Source organism: Paraburkholderia sp. GAS33 (genome assembly GCF_050436645.1).
GTDB classification, from domain to species: Bacteria; Pseudomonadota; Gammaproteobacteria; order Burkholderiales; family Burkholderiaceae; genus Paraburkholderia; species Paraburkholderia phenazinium_B.
On sequence record NZ_JBNDMP010000003.1, the window covers coordinates 182,459 to 200,725 of the forward strand.

The following is an 18,267-nucleotide window of genomic DNA, read 5'->3' on the forward strand; positions in this document are numbered from 1 at the left end:
AAGCCGTTGACTCATTCATGATTTAATCTGGAATCCTTGACGATTCTTTGCAACATTGCGCACGAGATAAGCTCACGATCCAATAATCGTGATCGCCCATGCAAAGGCACACCCTGCCGGCGCGCCAATCAGACGTCCAAGCGCGCTCGCCTTGGTGAAGTCGCCAATCTGGCATTCAACGCCACCCTTCAGAATTCCCTGATGACGCAGAAGCGGTTCGACGGTGCAAACGACGGTCGCGGCAAGCCATGCAACGCCTTCGCGGCCCAACAGATGGTCCGGATCGATGAGATTGGTTAGCTGAAGCACGAAGATCGAAACAGCGCTGAAGAGAAACGCGAACAGCAGTGATTTGATGAATTGATCGGAGTCGGCGAAGTTATCCATGGGAGTATCGGTCCAGATATATCGTGGTGAGCTCAGCGATTCGGACTTGCCCGTAGGACGGCGAACGACATATGCGTTCACGCCGTGGGCGTGCTAAACGACGCCGTGATTGCGATCGCTGAAGGGAGCATAAAAATATATCGGAAGCGAGCGCGGCAAACACTCGGACGATTCTCAAAGGGACGACACAAGAACCCGAGACGCGACGCAATGGCTTCCGAATCAACCTTGCGCGGCTTCTGCGTCATCCAGCGCCATCCTGAAACCCACCACACCTGGATCTTCGGTGTGCGTCACCGTAAATCCACTCGCTCTGGCCAACGCGATCATCGGTCCGTTCTCGCGCAGCGCTTCGCCCACCAGCCAATGCGTGCCGCGCGAGCGCGCATAAGCGATGATCTTCTCCATCAGCAGTGTGCCGAGGTGCCGCCCCTTCTGATCGGAGCGAATCGCCACCGCGAATTCAGCGGTTTCGTTATCGGGATCCGCCACGGCGCGCACCACCCCTAACGTCCGCGTGAAACCTTCCTCGCATGGAACCGTCGCGATCAACGCCATTTCGCGGTCATAGTCAATCTGCGTCATGCGCGCGAGTTGCGAGTGATCGAAGCTGCCTACGGCGCCGAAGAAACGCAGACGCAGATCGTCGGGCGTCATCGCTTCGACGAAGTCGTGATGAGCCGCCTCGTCTTCGGGGCGAATGGGTCGTACAGTGATCTGCAGACCGTGCCAATCGAGTGTCTCCTCGTAGCGGCGCGGATACGGCATGATCGCGAGCCGGCTGCGCTTGGCGCCGAGCCGGATAGACGGCGCGATGACAGCGACGTGCTCGCGGAATACCCGCAGCACGAGCTTTAAGCCGACTATCTCGCGTACGTCGCATACCGCCTGTGAGAGCGCCGTGAACGCCGCCAGCACCGGTTCGGGCGCAGCAACCCGCGCGTAAGGCGAGCGCATCACCATATCGCGCGCCAGCATGGGATTGAGCGGCGGCAAGCCGAAGACCCGCTCCGGCGCCGACACGCCATCCGCCAATGGCGTCGTGAAACGGAACACGGGACCAAAGTTATCGTCGTCGTGCAGTTCGACGTCGATGTCGACGATCTTGTCCTGCATCGCATCGAGCGGTTCGACATGCAACCCGAAGTGCGCGAGCAGATGTGCTGCGGGTTCCTTCGTCAACGTGTCCTCACCCGCAGCCAACGCCGCGCGCGCCTGCGCCTGAGCGGCGTCGGTCTCAGCGGGGATCTGCGCCGGCAGCCCTTCCGGCGTTTGCATCAATAGCTCGCGCCCCAGCCGGTAATCGACCAGACGAGCGAACGCCCGGGCGAGGCGCTGCGGGGTCGTATGCACCGGAATACCCTGCGCATGCAATGCATCGCGCATCGCCGCGTCCACTCCGCCAAAGAAGCACGCCAGCAAACCGCGATACGCGAATCGCTGATTCGCGATCAGCGCCTGCGCGACCTCGCCGACCGGCGCGTTATGAGTCGACGCGTGAACCACGAACGCCGTCCCGGTGGCGCCTTGCTGCGCGAGAACCTGCAACGCCGTGCCGAAATGCTCGGCACGAGCGTCGTCACCGAGAAGCAGCGGGTTGCCTGGGACCGCGCGCGGCAACGCCTTGGCGACCTCGTCCACGGTCTCCGCGGGCCACTGCGCAAGCGTGTCACCGGCCGCCGCGAACGCATCGCAGGCGAGCGTCGCGACACCGCGGTCGCTGGTGATCAGCGTCGCCGTCGCGCCGGCCGCAACGCGGCCAACACCGAGCGTTTCGATCTCGTCGAGCAGATCGTCGAGCGAGTCGACGCGCACCATCCCCGCGCGGCGGAACGCAGCTGTGTACAAGCCATCGGCGGGATCGGCACGTCCCGAGCGCAGCGCCAGGACCGGCTTGTTGCGAGCCGCCGCCCGCGCCGCCGACATGAACTTGCGGGCCGCGCGTACCGTATCGAGTTCGAGCAGGATCGCGCGGGTGCCTGGATCGCTCGCCAGGTAGTCGAGCACGTCGCCCGCATCCACATCCGCCTCACCGCCGAGCGCCACCGCGTGCGAAAAGCCCAGTCCACGCGCATACGCCCAGCCCAGCACGGCATTGGTCAGCGCATTGGATTGCGAGACCCACGCCACCCCTCCCGCCTTCACGAGGCGCGACGGCGCGCCCAGATGCGCCCGCAGTGCCGGCGACATCACCCCGAGACTGCCGGGTCCGACAATGCGCAGCAGATGCGGCCGCGCCGCCGACAGCGCGTGCCTGAGCGCGGTGCGGTCCTCGTCCGTGTGGACTTCCCCGACGATGATCGCGGCGCGCGTACCCAGACCGCCAAGTTTGTGGATGATGCCTGGCCACGTCGACGGCGGTGTACAGATCAGCGCCACCGTAGGAGCCTCCGGGAGGTCGCCGGCATCGGCCACGGCGGCATGACCGTCGAGTGCGTCGTATTTCGGATTCACAGGCCACAAGGGGCCATCAAAACCGCCGCCCAGCAGGCTCGTCCATACCATCGCACCCGTGCTGCGCGGCCGTCGTGAAGCGCCGATCACGGCAACGGATTTGGGTCGAAACAGCGCATCGAGATTGCGAACGGTCACGGGACACTCCGCGAGTCGAAAGAGGGTGCGTTCAGGAGCAACGCGCATCCCCTCAGGATAGGCGATGCCGGCACCGTTGTGCGGCGCTTCGGGTCAGGAAAGCGCACCGACGGCGCACACTGTCAGACGTGTTCCCAGGCGAGCGAATTTTGTTGCTTGCGCCCGCTCAAACACCATCCGAAATGCGACAATCCACGCCATGACAATCATTGCGGGCGGTAGGACCGCGCCAACCCGGCGCACCGCCGGACGACCAGAAAAACGGAAGGTGAAGTTATGCGGCGCTTGCCATCGCTGATTGCGTTGCGCTTCTTCGAGGAGACGGCACGTCATCTGAGTTTCAATCGCGCGGCGAGCGCCCTGTGCGTGACGCAGGGTGCCGTAAGCCGCCAGATCAAGATACTCGAGGAGTCGCTCGACGCGAAGCTGTTCGAGCGCGATCACAAGGGCATCCGCCTGACCGCGGCGGGCTTGCAGTTGCTGCCGTGCGTGTCGGAAGCGTTCGATACGATCGAGCGCGGCACGCGTCAGATCACCACCGCCAAAGGCCGGCGTCGCCTCGTGCTGTCGGTGCCGCCTACCTTCGCGACTCAATGGTTCTCGCCGCGACTCGGCTCGCTGGCGGTGGAACTGCCCGATGTCGAACTGTCCATCCGCACCGAGCCGACTGAGGATTGCCACTGCAACATCCGCTTTGGGCGCGACGCGCTGCCAGAGGCGCATTCCGAGTTGCTGATGACGGAGCGCCATACACTAGTGGGAGCGCCGCAGTTGCCCGGGCGCCCGCTCGACACGCTGCTCGCAACGATGCCCGCGCTGCATGTGCTGCACAACGAAACGCGGCTCGATCTGTGGCCGAACTGGCTTGCAACCGCAGGCATGCCAGCGCACTACGCTGAGAACGGCATCGAGTTTTCGAATCTGGAGCAGGCCATTCACGCCGCGCGCAAAGGCGTGGGACTGGCCATCGTCGACCGCAACATGATCGTCGAAGAACTGGCGGACGGAAGCCTGGCGCAGATCTCCGAGATCGAGGTCAGCGGGCCGTTTGGGTACTGGCTCGATATCGCGCATCGGCACGAGGCGCTCGAGCATGTGCAAGCGTTTGCCGGATGGTTACGGGAAGAGGTGTTGAAGATGGGGTGAGGAGGCGGAGCCGGCGATCGGAAAACCCTTCACTACGCTCGACACCTTATACTTTCGTTGCCGTCCATACAGCGGCAGTGGGGTTCGACGGCCGGATCTGTCCAGGACTGCCCGGAACCCTGTCCAAGGAAGCCAATCATGAATGAAAGCAAACCCCGTCTCCCAGAAGCGCTGGAAGCACCCGCCAGCGATCAACTGCTCGACGGCATCCTCGCAAAGGCCGCCAACGCGGGGCAGCGCAACGCGGAACAGTTCGCCAAGCTCGCTGCGCTCGCCCGGGCCATCGAGCAATGCAATTCATCGCCGGCCGCGCGCGCAAAGATGCTGTTCCGCTTCGAAGAACTTGCCAGCAGCGCCGAGGCCGAGGCCAGGCTCGACGCAGAATTTTTCGAAGGATTGCGCGACGGGCAAGTCATGAAGCAGCAATTGCGTCGGGAACACGAGCAACGCGAAGAGCCTGCTCCCGAGGTCACGATTCTCGCGCCGTCTACGACGACGAAGCACTGAGGGCTGCGTTACATCGCCTTCTTGAATGGCGCGCCCGAATGCTCGCGCAATTCGTTGAAGACGATCTTCGGCCACGCCTTCTGCGCAACTTCGATCTCGGAGATGTGTGAGGCGAGATACGTCGGTGCGTTCGATGCATCGAGCGCAATCCGCGCCGCATACGCATCGGTGAATCGACGCAATTCAGCCGCGTCGTCGCAGGTCACCCAGCGCGACATCCGATAGCGCGCCGACGCCATCCGCACATCGACCTTGTACTCGGTCGACAGACGGTGCGACACCACTTCAAACTGAAGTTGGCCAACCGCACCCAGAATCATCAAGCCGCCGCCCACCGGGCGAAACACCTGAATTGCGCCCTCTTCGCCGAGTTGCTTGAGCGCTTCGCCAAGTTGCTTGGCGCGCATCGGGTCCACCACTTCGACGGTCTGGAAGATTTCCGGCGCGAAGAACGGCAAGCCGACGAACTGCAGGGTCTCGCCTTCGGTCAGCGTATCGCCGAGGCTCAGTGTGCCGTGATTCGGAATGCCAATAATGTCCCCCGGATACGCTTCGCTCACGGTCTCACGACGCTGCGACAGGAACGTCACCACGTTATTGGCGCGGAACGTCTTGTTCGAGCGCGTCACCTTCAGCGCCATACCGCGTTCGAAATGCCCCGAGCAGACGCGGATGAATGCCACACGGTCGCGGTGCGCCAGGTCCATGTTCGCCTGCACCTTGAACACGACACCGGTGAATTTCGGCTCATCCGGCTCGACCGAACGCTGCACCGCCATGCGTGCCGACGGCGGCGGCGCCAGATCGACCAGTGCGTCGAGAATTTCCTTCACGCCGAAGTTGTTGATCGCTGAACCGAACAACACAGGCGATTGCTGACCGGCGAGAAACTGCTCGCGATCGAAATCAGGCGAGGCGCCGGTGATCAGATCGATTTCTTCCTTCGCCTTGACCCAGGCATGACCGAAGCGGCGCTCGCCTTCTTCGTCGCTGAGCGCGTGGATCGTTTCGACCTCGCCGCCCGCCTTGTCCTGTCCGGCGCGAAACAGACGGACCTGATCCCGCTGCAGATCGTAGACACCCTGGAAGTCCTTGCCCATCCCGATCGGCCATGTAAACGGGACGGCGGCGACCCCCAGATGCTGTTCGATCTCGTCGAGCAGCTCGAGCGGCTCGCGCACTTCGCGGTCGAGCTTGTTGATGAAGGTGACGATCGGCGTCTTACGGCTGCGACAGACCTCGAGCAGCTTCAGCGTTTGTGCTTCGACACCGTTCGCGCCGTCGATCACCATCACGGCGGCATCGACCGCCGTCAGCACACGGTAGGTGTCTTCCGAGAAGTCCTCGTGGCCTGGGGTATCGAGCAGGTTGATGACGGCATCACCATACTCGAACTGCATCACCGAACTGGCTACGGAAATGCCGCGCTGCTTTTCGATCTCCATCCAGTCCGAAGTCGCGTAGCGATTGCTCTTGCGGCCCTTCACGGTGCCGGCAATCTGGATCGCGCCCGAAAACAGCAACAGCTTCTCGGTCAGCGTGGTCTTGCCCGCGTCCGGGTGGGAAATGACCGCGAACGTGCGGCGGCGTTTGAGTTCAGAGACTGACATCGGATCGGGCGGTCACAGATAGAGGTTCAAGCGGTATACGGGGCATCGCCGGCGCAGAACCGCGCAGGGAACGAATGATACACGTCATGGGAAACGACGTAGAGAAACGGGGGGCGACGACGGCGGCCGCAGCGGCAGTTTGCGGCGCGACGTGTCAGGACAACCACGCACGTCGACCGCCAATGTCCTGGCAGATAAGACACTGCGGTCTAAGAAACAGGTGAATCGAAAAACACAATGATCGCAAAAGGCTTAACGGCCCTGAAAACACGGCGGCGACTTGCAGATGAATCAGAGCTACATGCAATTACCGGAAGATGCAAGCAAATAACTTGTTTGCGAATTTTTACTACATCACCTAGGATTAATCGCGGTGATTGAAGGGCCTAACGATCACTAACCCCCATTGGTTCCTCGCCATGGGACCTTCGGAAAACCTGGAGGTATGTGTATGTCCGACGATAACAATCCGGCTTCCTCGACTAAACGCAGGGAATTTTTAAGAGGTGTCGCCACCGTTAGCATTGCGACGGGTTTCGGTGCAGGAGTGGGTGAGGCGTTGGCGCAAAGCCCCGCAGCGCCTAGGCCAACCGGAATTGGCTCAAAGCCGCCTACTAAAGCAACACGAGATGCCAATTCGGTTTACGCCAATCAGCTGGCATTTAACGATACGCAGGATTTTCAGGACGCCACGCGTGGACTGATTGCTACATTACCCGATCCTGGCATTATTCCCAGTTCTAAAGGGGGTGCCGCCTGGGATTTAGGCCAATTCTCATTTATTACAGGCGGACCAGAAAACAACGCACCGGATTCGGTTAATCCCAGCTTATGGCGAAACGCCAAGCTGAATATGAATCATGGATTATTCGAGGTCGTCGACGGTATCTGGCAGGTTCGCGGTTACGATTTATCGGTGATGAGTATTATTCGCGGCGATACCGGCTGGATTGTTATCGATCCGCTAATGACCGAAGATGCTGCCGTGGTTGTCTGGAAGCAGCTGGTTATTCCGCACCTGGGCGATCGCCCGATTACCCATATCATTTACACCCACAGTCACGCAGACCATTATGGCGGCGTTCGCGGTGTGGTCGACGAAGCGGACATCAAGGCCGGCAAGGTAAAGATTTACGCGCCAGCGGCTTTCACTGAAGCCGCGGTGGGCGAAAACGTGATTGCCGGCAACGCCATGAGCCGGCGGGCGGCCTACATGTACGGCAATCTGCTGCCGAGAAGCCCGACGGGCGTGGTGGACGGCGGGTTGGGCAAGACGACCTCCATCGGCGCAATCACGCTCATCGTGCCAACCGATTTCGCCAACTCGACGGGCCAGAAGCTGACCCTGGACGGTATCGACATGACCATCATCATGGCGCCGGAGTCCGAAGCGCCGTCAGAGTTCATGTTCTACATCCCGAAGTTCAAGGCCTTCTGCGCCTCGGAAGACGCCACCCACACGTTGCACAACCTCTATACGCTGCGTGGCGCGAAGGTTCGCGATGCATTGCTGTGGTCGAAGTACCTGCAGGCTGCCATCGATATGTTCGGCGGCGAAATGGAAGTCCTGTTCGCCTCGCACTACTGGCCGACCTGGGGCAACGAGCGCATCGTCGACTTCCTGCGGGCGCAACGGGACATGTACCGGTATCTGCATGACCAGACCATGCGTCTCGCCAATACCGGCCTGACCCCGCTGGAAATCGCCGACACCCTGCACCTGCCCGATAGCCTCGCCAGGCACTGGTACTGTCGGAGCTATTACGGCACGGTCTTTCATGACCTGATCGCGCAGTACAACTTGCGGCTGGGGTTCTTTGACGGCGTGCCCGCCAACCTTCACCGGCTGCCGCCGGTCGACAACGGCAAGCGCTATGTCGAGTTCATGGGTGGCCCCGCAGCGGTGCTACAAAAGGCGCAGCACTACTACGACAAGGGCGACTACCGTTGGGTCGCCGAGGTGGTGAACCACGTGGTCTTTGCCGATCCAGACAACGTGGCCGCCAAGCACATGCTGGCCGACGCTTACGAGCAGATGGGCTATCAGGCCGAGTCGGCCAGTTGGCGCAACTTCTATCTGACCGGCGCAATGGAGCTGCGTAACGGCGTCCATAAGGTGCCGTTCGGCAGCTCGCAAAGCCCGGACACCATCAAGGCCATGCCTCTGGAGATGTTCCTCGACTACCAGGGTGTGCGCCTGAACGGGGCGCGCGCGGCTGGCAAGACGATCAGTTTCAATTTCGTCATGACCGACACGAATGAGAGTTATGTGGTCGGTGTCGAAAATTCCGCTCTGCATTATTCCAAAGGTAAAACTTCGGATACAGCGGATGCGTCAGTGACGATGACACGCACTGATCTCAACGAAGTGATGATGGGTAATACGTCAATGGAGAAATTGGTCATGGCTGGTAAAGCCAAGATTAGCGGGAGCGCACCGAAATTAGGTGAATTTGTCTCCTGGCTCGATAATTTCGACTTCTGGTTCAATATTGTCACACCGTAAAAACCGACTAGCCCTAAAAACGGAATCAAGACGATGTGTGCAATCTGCGAGCTGAAGATTGAATTTAATATCGGGCATCCTCAGGCGCTCACGGTAGCCGTTGCGACGCGAGAAGCAATGGATACCGGAGTATTGCCGGAAACGCAGGCCGAGGGCGCGTTGAGCAATATGAAGCTGCGATTGGCGGCTATTGATGCGCTCAAGGGCCTGCAAGACCGGCTAGAAGCCGCTGCGCCGACTACGCAATTAATGGCACTCCCTGATTTCTATGTGCTCCTGATTGAAATCGGAACCTGGGGATTTTTCCATGCTACTGAGACTGGCTTCGACCCCGACATTCAGCCCGAACCACCCGACGTGACCTCGGAAAATCAGGCTGATCGCGATGTGGTGTTTGTTTCATCCGAAGCAACGATGCAGGCCATTATGAATGGGAAATTAAACATCGACTCAGCGTTCGACGATAATCTGCTCATTCTGGATGCAAGCGAGACGCATACGAAACTACTACGATCCGTGCTTGATCGCGCGTTTCCTGTAGAAAGGGGCCGAGCAGTTAATTTCTAGAAAAGGTGCAATACCAAAGACTGTTTCTATTTCATCAGCATTGCTGTTACGGAATATGGCCGAACATTTAACGTTCGGCCATATTTTTTGGACACGATGGATTTTGTCTGAAGCAATGCAACGCTATGCGCCGCTCGCCTCATTCAACGTCAGGTGCTTCGTTTCCGGCGCCCATGCGGTCGACACCACCATGCCAATCAGAAGCACTACGGCTAGCGCCATCATGGTCGCGTGGAAACCCAGCTGTGCAATGCCCAGCGGTAGCAGAAACGTCCCCACCGCCGATCCGAGCCGGCTACAGGCAATGGCGAGACCCACACCACATGCCCGCACCTCAGTGGGAAAGCACTCCGGCGGAAACACGCCCACCAGATTCGAGAACGCCGACATGGTCAACGTGAAGATCGCGAACGCCACGATCATCGCAATCGTCGACGACTCCGGCAGCAGACTCAGCGCCACTAGCGACAGGCAAGTCACCGCGAACGAACCAATCAGAAACACGCGACGCGGCAGCGCGATGGTAAGCCAGATGCCGATCAGCGCGCCCAGCACGAGGAATCCATTCAGCAGAAGATCCGCTCCAGAGCCGTCGTTCAGATGGATCGCCTTGAGGATGGTCGGGAGGAATGTGTAGACCGCGAAATAAGGAATCACCAGGCACACGAAGAACGCGCAGTTGAAGAGCGTACGGCGAATCAGATCTTTTTTGAACAGGCGTGCGAATCCGCCCTGCACTTTGCTGTGATCGTCGGCACCGTTGCCGTCGAGCGTCACGTTCGGCCCGAAGTGTTTGAGCAGGACGGCCTTGGCCTCCGCAATACGCCCTTTGCCGTGGAGCCAGCGCGGCGACTCCGGCGTACCCATACGCATTACCAGCACGATCAGCGCGGGAACGCCCGCCGAAGCCAGCAACCAGCGCCACGCATCCGGTGAAGCGTGCGCGTACTGCATGCCGAGTACGTTCGCAACGACGTAGCCGACTGTCCACACCACACTGAACGAACCGAGCAGCGTCCCACGATGTTTGCGCGGCGAGAACTCGGCCAGAATCGCATGGCCAACCGCGAAGTCGCCGCCCATGCCAAATCCGATCAACACCCGCAACACGCACAACTGCGCCGGCGACGTCACATAGAACTGCGCGAACGCGGCTGCCGTGATGATCAAAAAACTCAGCAGGAAAATTTTCTGGCGGCCCATGCGATCCGATAGCCACCCAAACACAAGACTGCCCAGAAAGATGCCCATCAGAGCGGAGCTGCCAATCATGCCCATCCAGAACGCGTCGAGCGGCATCTGACGATTCAGCGAGGCAAGCGCATAGCCAATCGTGCCGAGCGCGTAGCCTTCGGTGAAGTGCGCCCCAAAGGTCAGGCCGGCAATCTTGACGTGGAAGGCGTTCAGTGGAACGTCGTCGAGGGGAACACAATCATGTGCGGACGCGGTGTGGTTTGCACGCGGCGGCGTTGAGGCAAGATCAAGTGCACTTACCTGGATATCCTGAATACTCACGCTGTCTCCTCCTTGTTCGAGCAGCCGTGCGCAGCCAGCTTGTCGCCGGTCATCGCGCACGGTACTGCGTCATCCGCTTCGCGCATGCGCAACGCGAAGCGGACCGTTACAGATAACGCGACGATCAGCGACCAAGGCCGCCCATCATCATGTACTTCAGTTCCATATACTCATCGAGACCGTACTTCGAGCCTTCGCGGCCCAGACCCGATTCCTTGACGCCGCCGAACGGCGCCACTTCCGTCGAGAGGATGCCTTCATTGACCGCCACCATGCCGCTTTCCAGGGCTTCGGCCACGCGCCACGCCCGGCCGAGATCGCGGGTGTAGAAGTACGCGGACAAACCGAACGGCGTGTCGTTAGCCGCTGCGATCGCTTCTTCTTCCGTCTTGAAGCGGAAGCAGGCGGCGACAGGGCCGAAGGTTTCTTCGCCAGCAACCAGCATCGACTTCGCCGCGTCGATCAACACCGTCGGCTCGTAAAACGTGCCGCCGAGCGCGTGACGTTTCGCGCCTGTCAGCACCTTGGCACCCTTCTGCAAAGCATCCGCGACATGGGTTTCCACTTTCTTCAAGGCGGCTGCATTGATGAGCGGACCTTGTTCGACTTCGCCTTCGAGCGCATTGCCGACCCGCATCTTCTGTACGGCCTTCGTCAGCGCCTGGGTGAAAGCGTCGTAGACGCCGTCCTGCACGTAGAAGCGATTGACGCACACACAGGTCTGCCCAGTGTTGCGAAACTTTGAAGCCATCGCACCTTGCACGGCGGCTTCAATGTCCGCATCGTCGAACACGATGAACGGCGCGTTGCCGCCGAGCTCCAGCGAGAGCTTTTTCAGCGTATCCGCGGATTGCTTCGCGAGCAGCTTGCCCACCCGCGTAGAACCGGTGAACGACAGCTTGCGCACCACCGATGAGGCCGTCAGCGCCCCGCCAATCGCAACGGCATCGCCGGACACGATGTTGAACACGCCAGCGGGAACGCCGGCCTGTTCGGCCAGCACGGCCAACGCGAAAGCGGACAGCGGTGTCTCCTCGGATGGCTTGAGAACCATCGTGCAGCCAGCCGCCAGCGCCGGGCCCGCTTTCCGCGTAATCATTGCGAGCGGAAAGTTCCACGGCGTAATCGCCGCGACGACGCCCACTGGCTCGCGCGTCACGATGATCTTCGCTTTCGGATTCGGGCTCGGAATCACATCGCCGTAAGCGCGCTTCGCTTCTTCGGCGAACCACTCGAAAAAGCTCGCCGCATAACCCACCTCACCGCGCGCTTCAGCAAGCGGTTTGCCCTGTTCACGCGACATCAGTTCAGCGAGCGCATCGCGGTTCTCGAGCATCAACTCGCCCCAACGCTTCACCCGTGCGCCGCGTTCCTTTGCGGTCAACGCACGCCACGCAGGGAATGCACGTTCGGCGGCGGCAATCGCCTGAGCGGTTTCAGCAGCACCGCCTTTGGCCACGTTGGCAATCAGCTCGCCGGTAGCCGGATTCGACACGGCATAGGTCTCGGCGCCTCGATACCATTCGCCGTTGATGTAATGCCCGGTACGGAGAAAATCGCTCATGCTGCTTTTTCCAGAGTTTGGGCGAACGCCGCTTGCGCCGGCCGCGGCTCGCGGGCGATGCGCTTACCTGCCGTGTAATCGTTGATGAGATCGCAAGGCGTGTAGTTGCGTTCGAGTTCGAAGAGTTCGTCGGCGGAGAGCTTGGTGTCGAGTGCGGCGAGCGCGCTATCGAATTGCGCCGGCGTATCCGCGCCGACCAGCATGCTTGCCACGCCGCCATGATTCAGCACCCACGCCTGGGCGATCTGCGCGGCGGACACGCCACGCGCTGCGGCCACTCGCGCTACGGATGCGGCAATCTCACGCGAGGCCGTATCGCCGTACATTTGCGCGGTGAAGAAGTCGGTCTGATTGCGCGTCGAGTTCGGATCGCTCGTCAACAGACCACGAGCCAATGGACTAAACACCGAGACACCCACGCCCTGATCGTCGCAATACGGAATCATCTCGCGCTCTTCCTCGCGATAGGCCAGATTCAGTTGCAACTGCATGTTGATCGGCTTGTGCCAGCCGTTGCGTTCGCATACCTGCATGATCTTGGCGAACTGCCATGTGTACATCGTCGATACGCCGATATAGCGCGCCTTGCCGGCACGCACGATATCGTTCAGCGCACCCATCGTTTCTTCGACCGGCGTGTTGACGTCGAAAAAGTGCAGCATATAGATATCGACGTATTCCATGCCCAGACGCTTCAGCGAGCCGTCGATGCCATCCATGATGTGCTTGCGCGAATGGCCGCCGGCGTTCTGATACGTGCCCATGTCGTAGCCGACCTTGGTGGTCACCACGATCTCTTCGCGCCGCGCGATGCGCTTTAGAATGCGGCCTACGACTTCTTCACCGACACCCGTCGAATAAAAGTCCGCGAGATCGATGAAGTTGACGCCGGCTTCGAGCGCGTGGCGCACGATCGGCTCGCTTTGCGCTTCGTCGAAAATCCAGGGCTTCCAGTCGGGCGTGCCCATGTTCATCGTGCCGAGGCATAGGCGCGACACTTTCAGGCCCGATTGGCCGAGGCGAATGTATTCCATTTTGTTTGTCTCCTGATGGCGGCGACGCTCGTGTGGCGCGAGCAGCGGCGCGCCAGTTAGCGTTTTTAGCGTTGCTTCGGCGTATAGAACGGGTTCGACACTTCGCGCGCGGCGGCAAATACTTCGTCGCGATGCGGCAGACCCTTCATCGCAGCGAGGATCGCGTTCTTGCAGGCGCGGTAGTTGTTCTCGAACACGGCGTCGAGATCGTCGGTCTTCGGGTTGACCCAGTTCGCCGACACGACAACCCAATCGTTTTCCGCTTCCGGCGGCAGCGTGCCGTTCTCGAGCGATTCAGCCACGGCCTTGGCGATACCCGCTTGCGAAGCACCCCAGGTGGCGTTGCCATGGAAGTCGCTGTCGATCTGCGCCTTGTTCACATATAACGTGAGCGGCTTGGTCGGGATACCCGGACGGGCAATGACGACGAACGGCGCGTGACCCGCAGACGGCGTCGACAGCGCGGTGGCGAACGCCTGGCCTGCCGGGCCATTACGCGGGCCGACCAGAACGTTGATGTGCGCGAGATTCACGCCCGGGCCTTCGAAGCCCTCGCCGATAAAAAGTTGCTTTTCTGTCGTTACGCTCATGTCTGTTCCCATCAAGGGTTAGGTGGATGAGCGGATTGTGCTATTCGAGATGAGCGACCATGAATCGATGTTTTTTGATCTGGGGTATGAGACGCGCTCAACTCCGGGTATACCTGCCCGCTGGCCAGACGTGAGCCGACGTGTATCGCCCGTTACGCTGCTAGACAGACTGCAATTTACGCGCGGTCTCGTGGCGCGTCGTCAAGGTCCCGACATTCTTCCCCATTCCTTAAGGTGAGGGTTTTCGGGACCTGCACAGCAAACCGCAAAAAGACCGCTTGAGGTGACGGCCAACCTCATTGCGCATGCACCGAACGTTTTGGATGTGGGAGTAGTTCGAAACGAAGTGAGGAGAGCAAAAGAGCGCATCGGACATCACTCATTCACCGCAGAAAGTGCGATGGACAAATCGCGCAAAGCCTTGTCAGACAAGGTGTTCCGACTTCACAACGACGGCGTCGACGCAAACGTCAACTCGATCGAGGCTTGCGCAATCGCACCGCGAGCATCAGACAAAAACGGCTCGCAAAAGCCCACGGCAGCGAAACGCAAAATGCAGTCATCCGCGGAATCAGTGGCTGCGACCAAACGCAAAGGTGAGAGTTTTCGGGACCACCGCGGCGGTGCGAAAAATTCTCACCGCCGCATCACTTCACTCGGAGATCAGGAAGCGTTCGCGATTCTTACCCGCCAGCCAGGCCGGCGAACGCCCACGGCCACTCCAGGTTTCGCCCGTCTTCGGATTGCGGTACTTCGGTGGTAAAGGTGCCTTTTTCGGCGTTGAACGTTTGCTCGAAAAGCCAAGTTCCTCTGCGGTAATGCCGTATTCCACAATCTTCTGCTTGATATCAGCAATCGCCTGCTCAATTTCTTTTTCGCGAGCAACCGCGACTTCCTTATGAAGTTTTTCGAGCTGCGCAGTCAATTGTTTGTAAGTGGCCATGAAGAATCGCCTCCAGTCGGTTGGATAACTGCAGTGTGACCCTATCAGACCTAAAAAGTGCCGGGTAGCATCTCCTGTCCGTTTTCGGATTAGATGCGTGTGAAACGTATCCTGAGTCAGCAACGCGGCAATCGCCCGAGCGCCATCCGGCATGAATGATACGTAACGTTAAGTCATCGTCGGCAACAACGTTACCGCACATCGGCTGACGCGAGCGCTAATCCTTCTCGCGCCTCGAGCGCGCTCAGTGCCACATGGAGCCGTCTGACGCGGCTCGCCAGCGACGGCACCAATGCCGCGTCCGATACCGACTTGAGCCGGTTGCGCCAATACGATAGCGGAATACGGTCAGCGGCGGAAATCCGCGTAATCACGTGTTCGAGATGCTGAATGTCTTTTTCTAATTGATGGTGATTCATTACGTCTCCCCCGATATTCCCAGGCACTATCCGACCTTAAAGCATGAAGCGTGCCGTCGAGACCTATCGATCAAGCAACGAGGCAATAGATCGTAAGGAAAAGAGGAATAGCGGCGATAAAGTCGCTTATGTATTCCTGATTCTTCGGGGGAAAGCATTCATGGATTCGCAAAGCGCTCATGGCATCGCATCCTGAACGCCGCGATATAGGGAATTAAGCCGAGGTCAATACGATCGCTTTGCGCGCCGCATTTATGAAGCGGAGTGGGTGGTCCGGATCGACGCGCGGCAGAAAGAGACGCTGCGGCCTGGGCGCCGCCCGAGCCCCTTACACCGCGCTTGCCGCTGCAATTCGCCCAGCATCTTCCGGGCGAACCACTCGCTACTGAACGCCCGACTTCGCAGGACACGCGTAGATCAGGCTGTGCGTGCCCTCGTCATTCGACTGACGCACCACGTCGAACTGGCCGCCGCAACTGGCGCGCGCCTGCTGCGTACACGAATCGGAGCCCTCCGGACACTGGACCAGCGTAGTGGGCCGGCCGTCAGGCAGGAACAGCGGCGGACTGCTGCTGCAACCGGCCAGCGCCGCAAGCAAGGCGAACCCGGAAGCCGCGCCAAGCGCCGCAAGTTTCACGCGGATTACATGTTCCATTCGAGCAGAAAATGAGTAGCTGCGTTTCATTGAGAACCCCGGTCCCTTTCTAATTCTTTGACCCAGCGATTGTGCCATGCGCACGCTGCACTGCGTCACTTGGGAGCCGTGTCTTCGTCGGCATGGCCATTCGCCGGATCGTCAGGCGCAGCAAGCGTCTTGTAGGGAAGCGGCCCGTGGGGATCCGCGCCGATACGCATGAAAACCTGCTCGACATCGGGAATTGCTTCGAGCTCCTGTTGCAGCGCGTGACGATCGAACGAGCGCGGCGCGCAGCCGTCAACGTAGACAAAGCGACGCTGCACCATGATCCAGATACTCGTGCCGTCGAACGCGTGGGGATCCGTGAAACGCGCGTGAATCGCGTCGGCGATCGGTGCGTCGTACAGGTACGAGTTCGGCTTCGAACATTTATGTGCAAGCCAGCAGGTTGTCCCGCGCTCGACCCGGTAGTGCGCATCGCTTTCCATCTGCGCGTGCGTCATCAGCGGCCCGAGCGGCACCGGACAATCGGCAAAGCCCTGCGAGAGGGTGAAGAACGGATCGTTGTACCAGTTCTTGAGGTCGCTCTGCTGCGCATGCAGCGAACTGCCAAACAGGAATAGCAATGTAGCGACAGGCCAGGTCTTCATCGCACCTCCCGACTGCTTCGAGATCGCTCTAGCGCTCATATTGCGCAATTCCCGCATGTTGCCGGGCCGCACGCGCCGACACAAGAGAAGTGACGCGTCCTGGTGCTCCATTGAGACGATTCGGTACAATCGGTCGCGTCGGTACAAGTAGAACAACCCAGCTTTCGGAGACTCAATGTCCTTTGTCATCGTCCTCGCCGCCCTGGCGTTCCTGATGCTCGCCGCATATCGCGGCTACAGCGTGATTCTCGTCGCGCCAATCGCCGCCCTCGGCGCCGTCCTGCTGACCGATCCATCGGCGGTCGCGCCAGTGTTTTCCGGCATCTTCATGGACAAGATGGTCGGCTTCGTGAAGCTGTACTTTCCGGTATTCATGCTCGGCGCCGTGTTCGGCAAAGTCATCGAACTGTCGGGCTTCTCCGAGTCGATCGTCGCCGCCGCGATCCGCTATATCGGCCGCTCGCGCGCCAATGCGGTGATCGTCGCGGTCTGCGCGCTGCTCACCTACGGCGGCGTCTCGCTGTTTGTCGTCGTGTTCGCGGTGTATCCGTTCGCGGCCGAACTCTATCGCCAGAGCAATATTCCGAAGCGCCTGATGCCGGGGGCGATCGCACTGGGCGCATTCTCCTTCACGATGGATTCGCTGCCGGGCACTCCGCAAATCCAGAACATCATCCCGACCACCTTCTTCAAGACGACCTCGTGGGCCGCCCCGGTGCTCGGCACGATCGGCTCGGTGTTCATCATCGTCGTCGGGCTGACCTATCTGGAATGGCGCCGGCGTGCTGCGATGGCGAAGGGTGAGGGCTATGGCACGTCGCTCGTCAATGAGCCGGAACGCGTCGAATCGAAACAACTGCCGAATCCGCTGCTGGCCGTGGCGCCGCTCGTGCTGGTAGGTGTGGCGAACTTCGCGCTCACCAAGCTGATCCCGGACTGGTACGGCGCCTCATATACGATTGCGCCGGAAGTGCTGCCCGGCATTCATGCGCCTGTCACGACATCGATCAAGGCCGTCGTCGGGATCTGGGCTGTGGAAGGCGCGCTGCTGCTCGGCATCGTGATGGTCATGCTGACCGCGTTTCCCCGCATGCGCGAGCGCTTCGCCTCCGGCACCAAGGCAGCCGTCGCGGGCGCGCTGCTGGCCTCGCTCAATACGGCGTCGGAATATGGCTTTGGCGGTGTGATCGCGGCGTTGCCCGGCTTTCTGGTCGTAAGCGATTTGCTCAAGAGCATTCCGAACCCGCTCGTCAATGCCGCCGTGTCGGTCAGCTCGCTCGCGGGGATTACCGGTTCGGCATCGGGCGGTATGAGCATCGCGCTCGCCGCCATGTCGGATACCTTCATCAGCGCGGCGAACGCGGCGCATATTCCGATGGAAGTGCTGCACCGGGTGGTGGCGATGGCGAGCGGCGGGATGGATACGCTGCCGCACAACGGCGCGGTGATCACGCTGCTGGCCGTGACGGGATTGACGCACCGCGAGTCGTACCGCGAGATTTTCGCGGTGACGATCATCAAGACCCTGGCTGTGTTCTTTGTGATCGCGGTGTACTACACCACGGGGCTGGTTTGAGTAGTCTCAGGCGATCCTCATTCG

At 60.2% G+C, this 18,267-nt stretch carries 16 protein-coding genes; 5 read left to right on the top strand and 11 right to left on the bottom strand.

All coding sequences use genetic code 11. From position 1 onward, the window contains the following. Nucleotides 1–72: 72 nt before the first annotated feature. Together P3T24_RS11035 and P3T24_RS11040 are read right to left on the bottom strand one after the other, a co-directional pair. Entirely contained in the window at nt 73–387 is a 315-nt protein-coding gene (locus tag P3T24_RS11035; protein ID WP_074266674.1) for a hypothetical protein, read from the bottom strand. Nucleotides 388–609: 222 nt separating this feature from the next. Further along, nucleotides 610–2,979, bottom strand: a complete 2,370-nt coding sequence (locus P3T24_RS11040) for a GNAT family N-acetyltransferase (protein WP_429434517.1) — start codon at nt 2,977–2,979, stop codon at nt 610–612. A gap of 276 nt (nt 2,980–3,255) precedes the next feature. Here P3T24_RS11040 and P3T24_RS11045 point away from each other — a divergent pair, with 276 nt between their 5' ends. Next, a complete protein-coding gene (locus P3T24_RS11045; protein WP_074266676.1) occupies nt 3,256–4,125 on the top strand; it encodes a LysR substrate-binding domain-containing protein in 870 nt (289 codons plus the stop codon). Between the two features lie 138 nt (nt 4,126–4,263). Then, entirely contained in the window at nt 4,264–4,632 is a 369-nt protein-coding gene (locus P3T24_RS11050) for a hypothetical protein (protein WP_074266677.1), read from the top strand. Nucleotides 4,633–4,640: 8 nt separating this feature from the next. Here the strand turns inward: P3T24_RS11050 and P3T24_RS11055 are convergent, their stop codons facing one another. Then, entirely contained in the window at nt 4,641–6,242 is a 1,602-nt protein-coding gene (locus tag P3T24_RS11055) for a peptide chain release factor 3 (RefSeq protein ID WP_074266678.1), read from the bottom strand. 451 nt (nt 6,243–6,693) lie between these two features. Here P3T24_RS11055 and P3T24_RS11060 point away from each other — a divergent pair, with 451 nt between their 5' ends. Both P3T24_RS11060 and P3T24_RS11065 read left to right on the top strand, forming a co-directional pair. Then, on the top strand, nt 6,694–8,748 hold the full coding sequence (locus tag P3T24_RS11060; protein ID WP_429289143.1) for an alkyl/aryl-sulfatase: 2,055 nt from the start codon (nt 6,694–6,696) through the stop codon (nt 8,746–8,748). A 33-nt stretch (nt 8,749–8,781) separates the two neighbouring features. Further along, nucleotides 8,782–9,315, top strand: a complete 534-nt coding sequence (locus P3T24_RS11065) for a hypothetical protein (RefSeq protein WP_429434520.1) — start codon at nt 8,782–8,784, stop codon at nt 9,313–9,315. 123 nt (nt 9,316–9,438) lie between these two features. Here the strand turns inward: P3T24_RS11065 and P3T24_RS11070 are convergent, their stop codons facing one another. The 8 genes from P3T24_RS11070 to P3T24_RS11105 all read right to left on the bottom strand — a co-directional run bounded on the left by P3T24_RS11070 (nt 9,439) and on the right by P3T24_RS11105 (nt 16,667). Beyond that, nucleotides 9,439–10,830 carry an MFS transporter gene (locus tag P3T24_RS11070; RefSeq protein WP_429434523.1) on the bottom strand — a complete coding sequence of 464 codons (1,392 nt, stop codon included), beginning with the start codon at nt 10,828–10,830 and terminating at the stop codon, nt 9,439–9,441. Between the two features lie 124 nt (nt 10,831–10,954). Further along, nucleotides 10,955–12,394, bottom strand: coding sequence for an NAD-dependent succinate-semialdehyde dehydrogenase (locus P3T24_RS11075; RefSeq protein ID WP_429434526.1), 1,440 nt, complete (start codon nt 12,392–12,394; stop codon nt 10,955–10,957). Continuing rightward, nucleotides 12,391–13,428: an aldo/keto reductase gene (locus P3T24_RS11080; protein ID WP_074266683.1), complete on the bottom strand. Its 1,038-nt coding sequence runs from the start codon at nt 13,426–13,428 to the stop codon at nt 12,391–12,393. The genes P3T24_RS11075 and P3T24_RS11080 overlap by 4 nt, the downstream gene beginning before the upstream one ends. A 65-nt stretch (nt 13,429–13,493) precedes the next feature. Further along, nucleotides 13,494–14,018, bottom strand: coding sequence for a formaldehyde-activating enzyme (gene fae, locus P3T24_RS11085; RefSeq protein WP_429289148.1), 525 nt, complete (start codon nt 14,016–14,018; stop codon nt 13,494–13,496). A gap of 652 nt (nt 14,019–14,670) precedes the next feature. Further along, a complete protein-coding gene (locus tag P3T24_RS11090; RefSeq protein ID WP_429405850.1) occupies nt 14,671–14,961 on the bottom strand; it encodes an H-NS family nucleoid-associated regulatory protein in 291 nt (96 codons plus the stop codon). Between the two features lie 191 nt (nt 14,962–15,152). Beyond that, a complete protein-coding gene (locus tag P3T24_RS11095; protein WP_429434529.1) occupies nt 15,153–15,380 on the bottom strand; it encodes a hypothetical protein in 228 nt (75 codons plus the stop codon). A gap of 382 nt (nt 15,381–15,762) precedes the next feature. Next, nucleotides 15,763–16,065 (bottom strand): hypothetical protein, encoded by a 303-nt coding sequence (locus tag P3T24_RS11100; RefSeq protein WP_429434532.1) that lies wholly within the window; start codon nt 16,063–16,065, stop codon nt 15,763–15,765. A 65-nt stretch (nt 16,066–16,130) separates the two neighbouring features. Then, nucleotides 16,131–16,667 carry a BON domain-containing protein gene (locus P3T24_RS11105; protein ID WP_429434534.1) on the bottom strand — a complete coding sequence of 179 codons (537 nt, stop codon included), beginning with the start codon at nt 16,665–16,667 and terminating at the stop codon, nt 16,131–16,133. Between the two features lie 175 nt (nt 16,668–16,842). On the opposite strand from P3T24_RS11105, the gene P3T24_RS11110 reads away from it, so the two are divergent. Further along, on the top strand, nt 16,843–18,243 hold the full coding sequence (locus P3T24_RS11110; RefSeq protein WP_074266688.1) for a GntP family permease: 1,401 nt from the start codon (nt 16,843–16,845) through the stop codon (nt 18,241–18,243). Nucleotides 18,244–18,267: the final 24 nt, after the last annotated feature.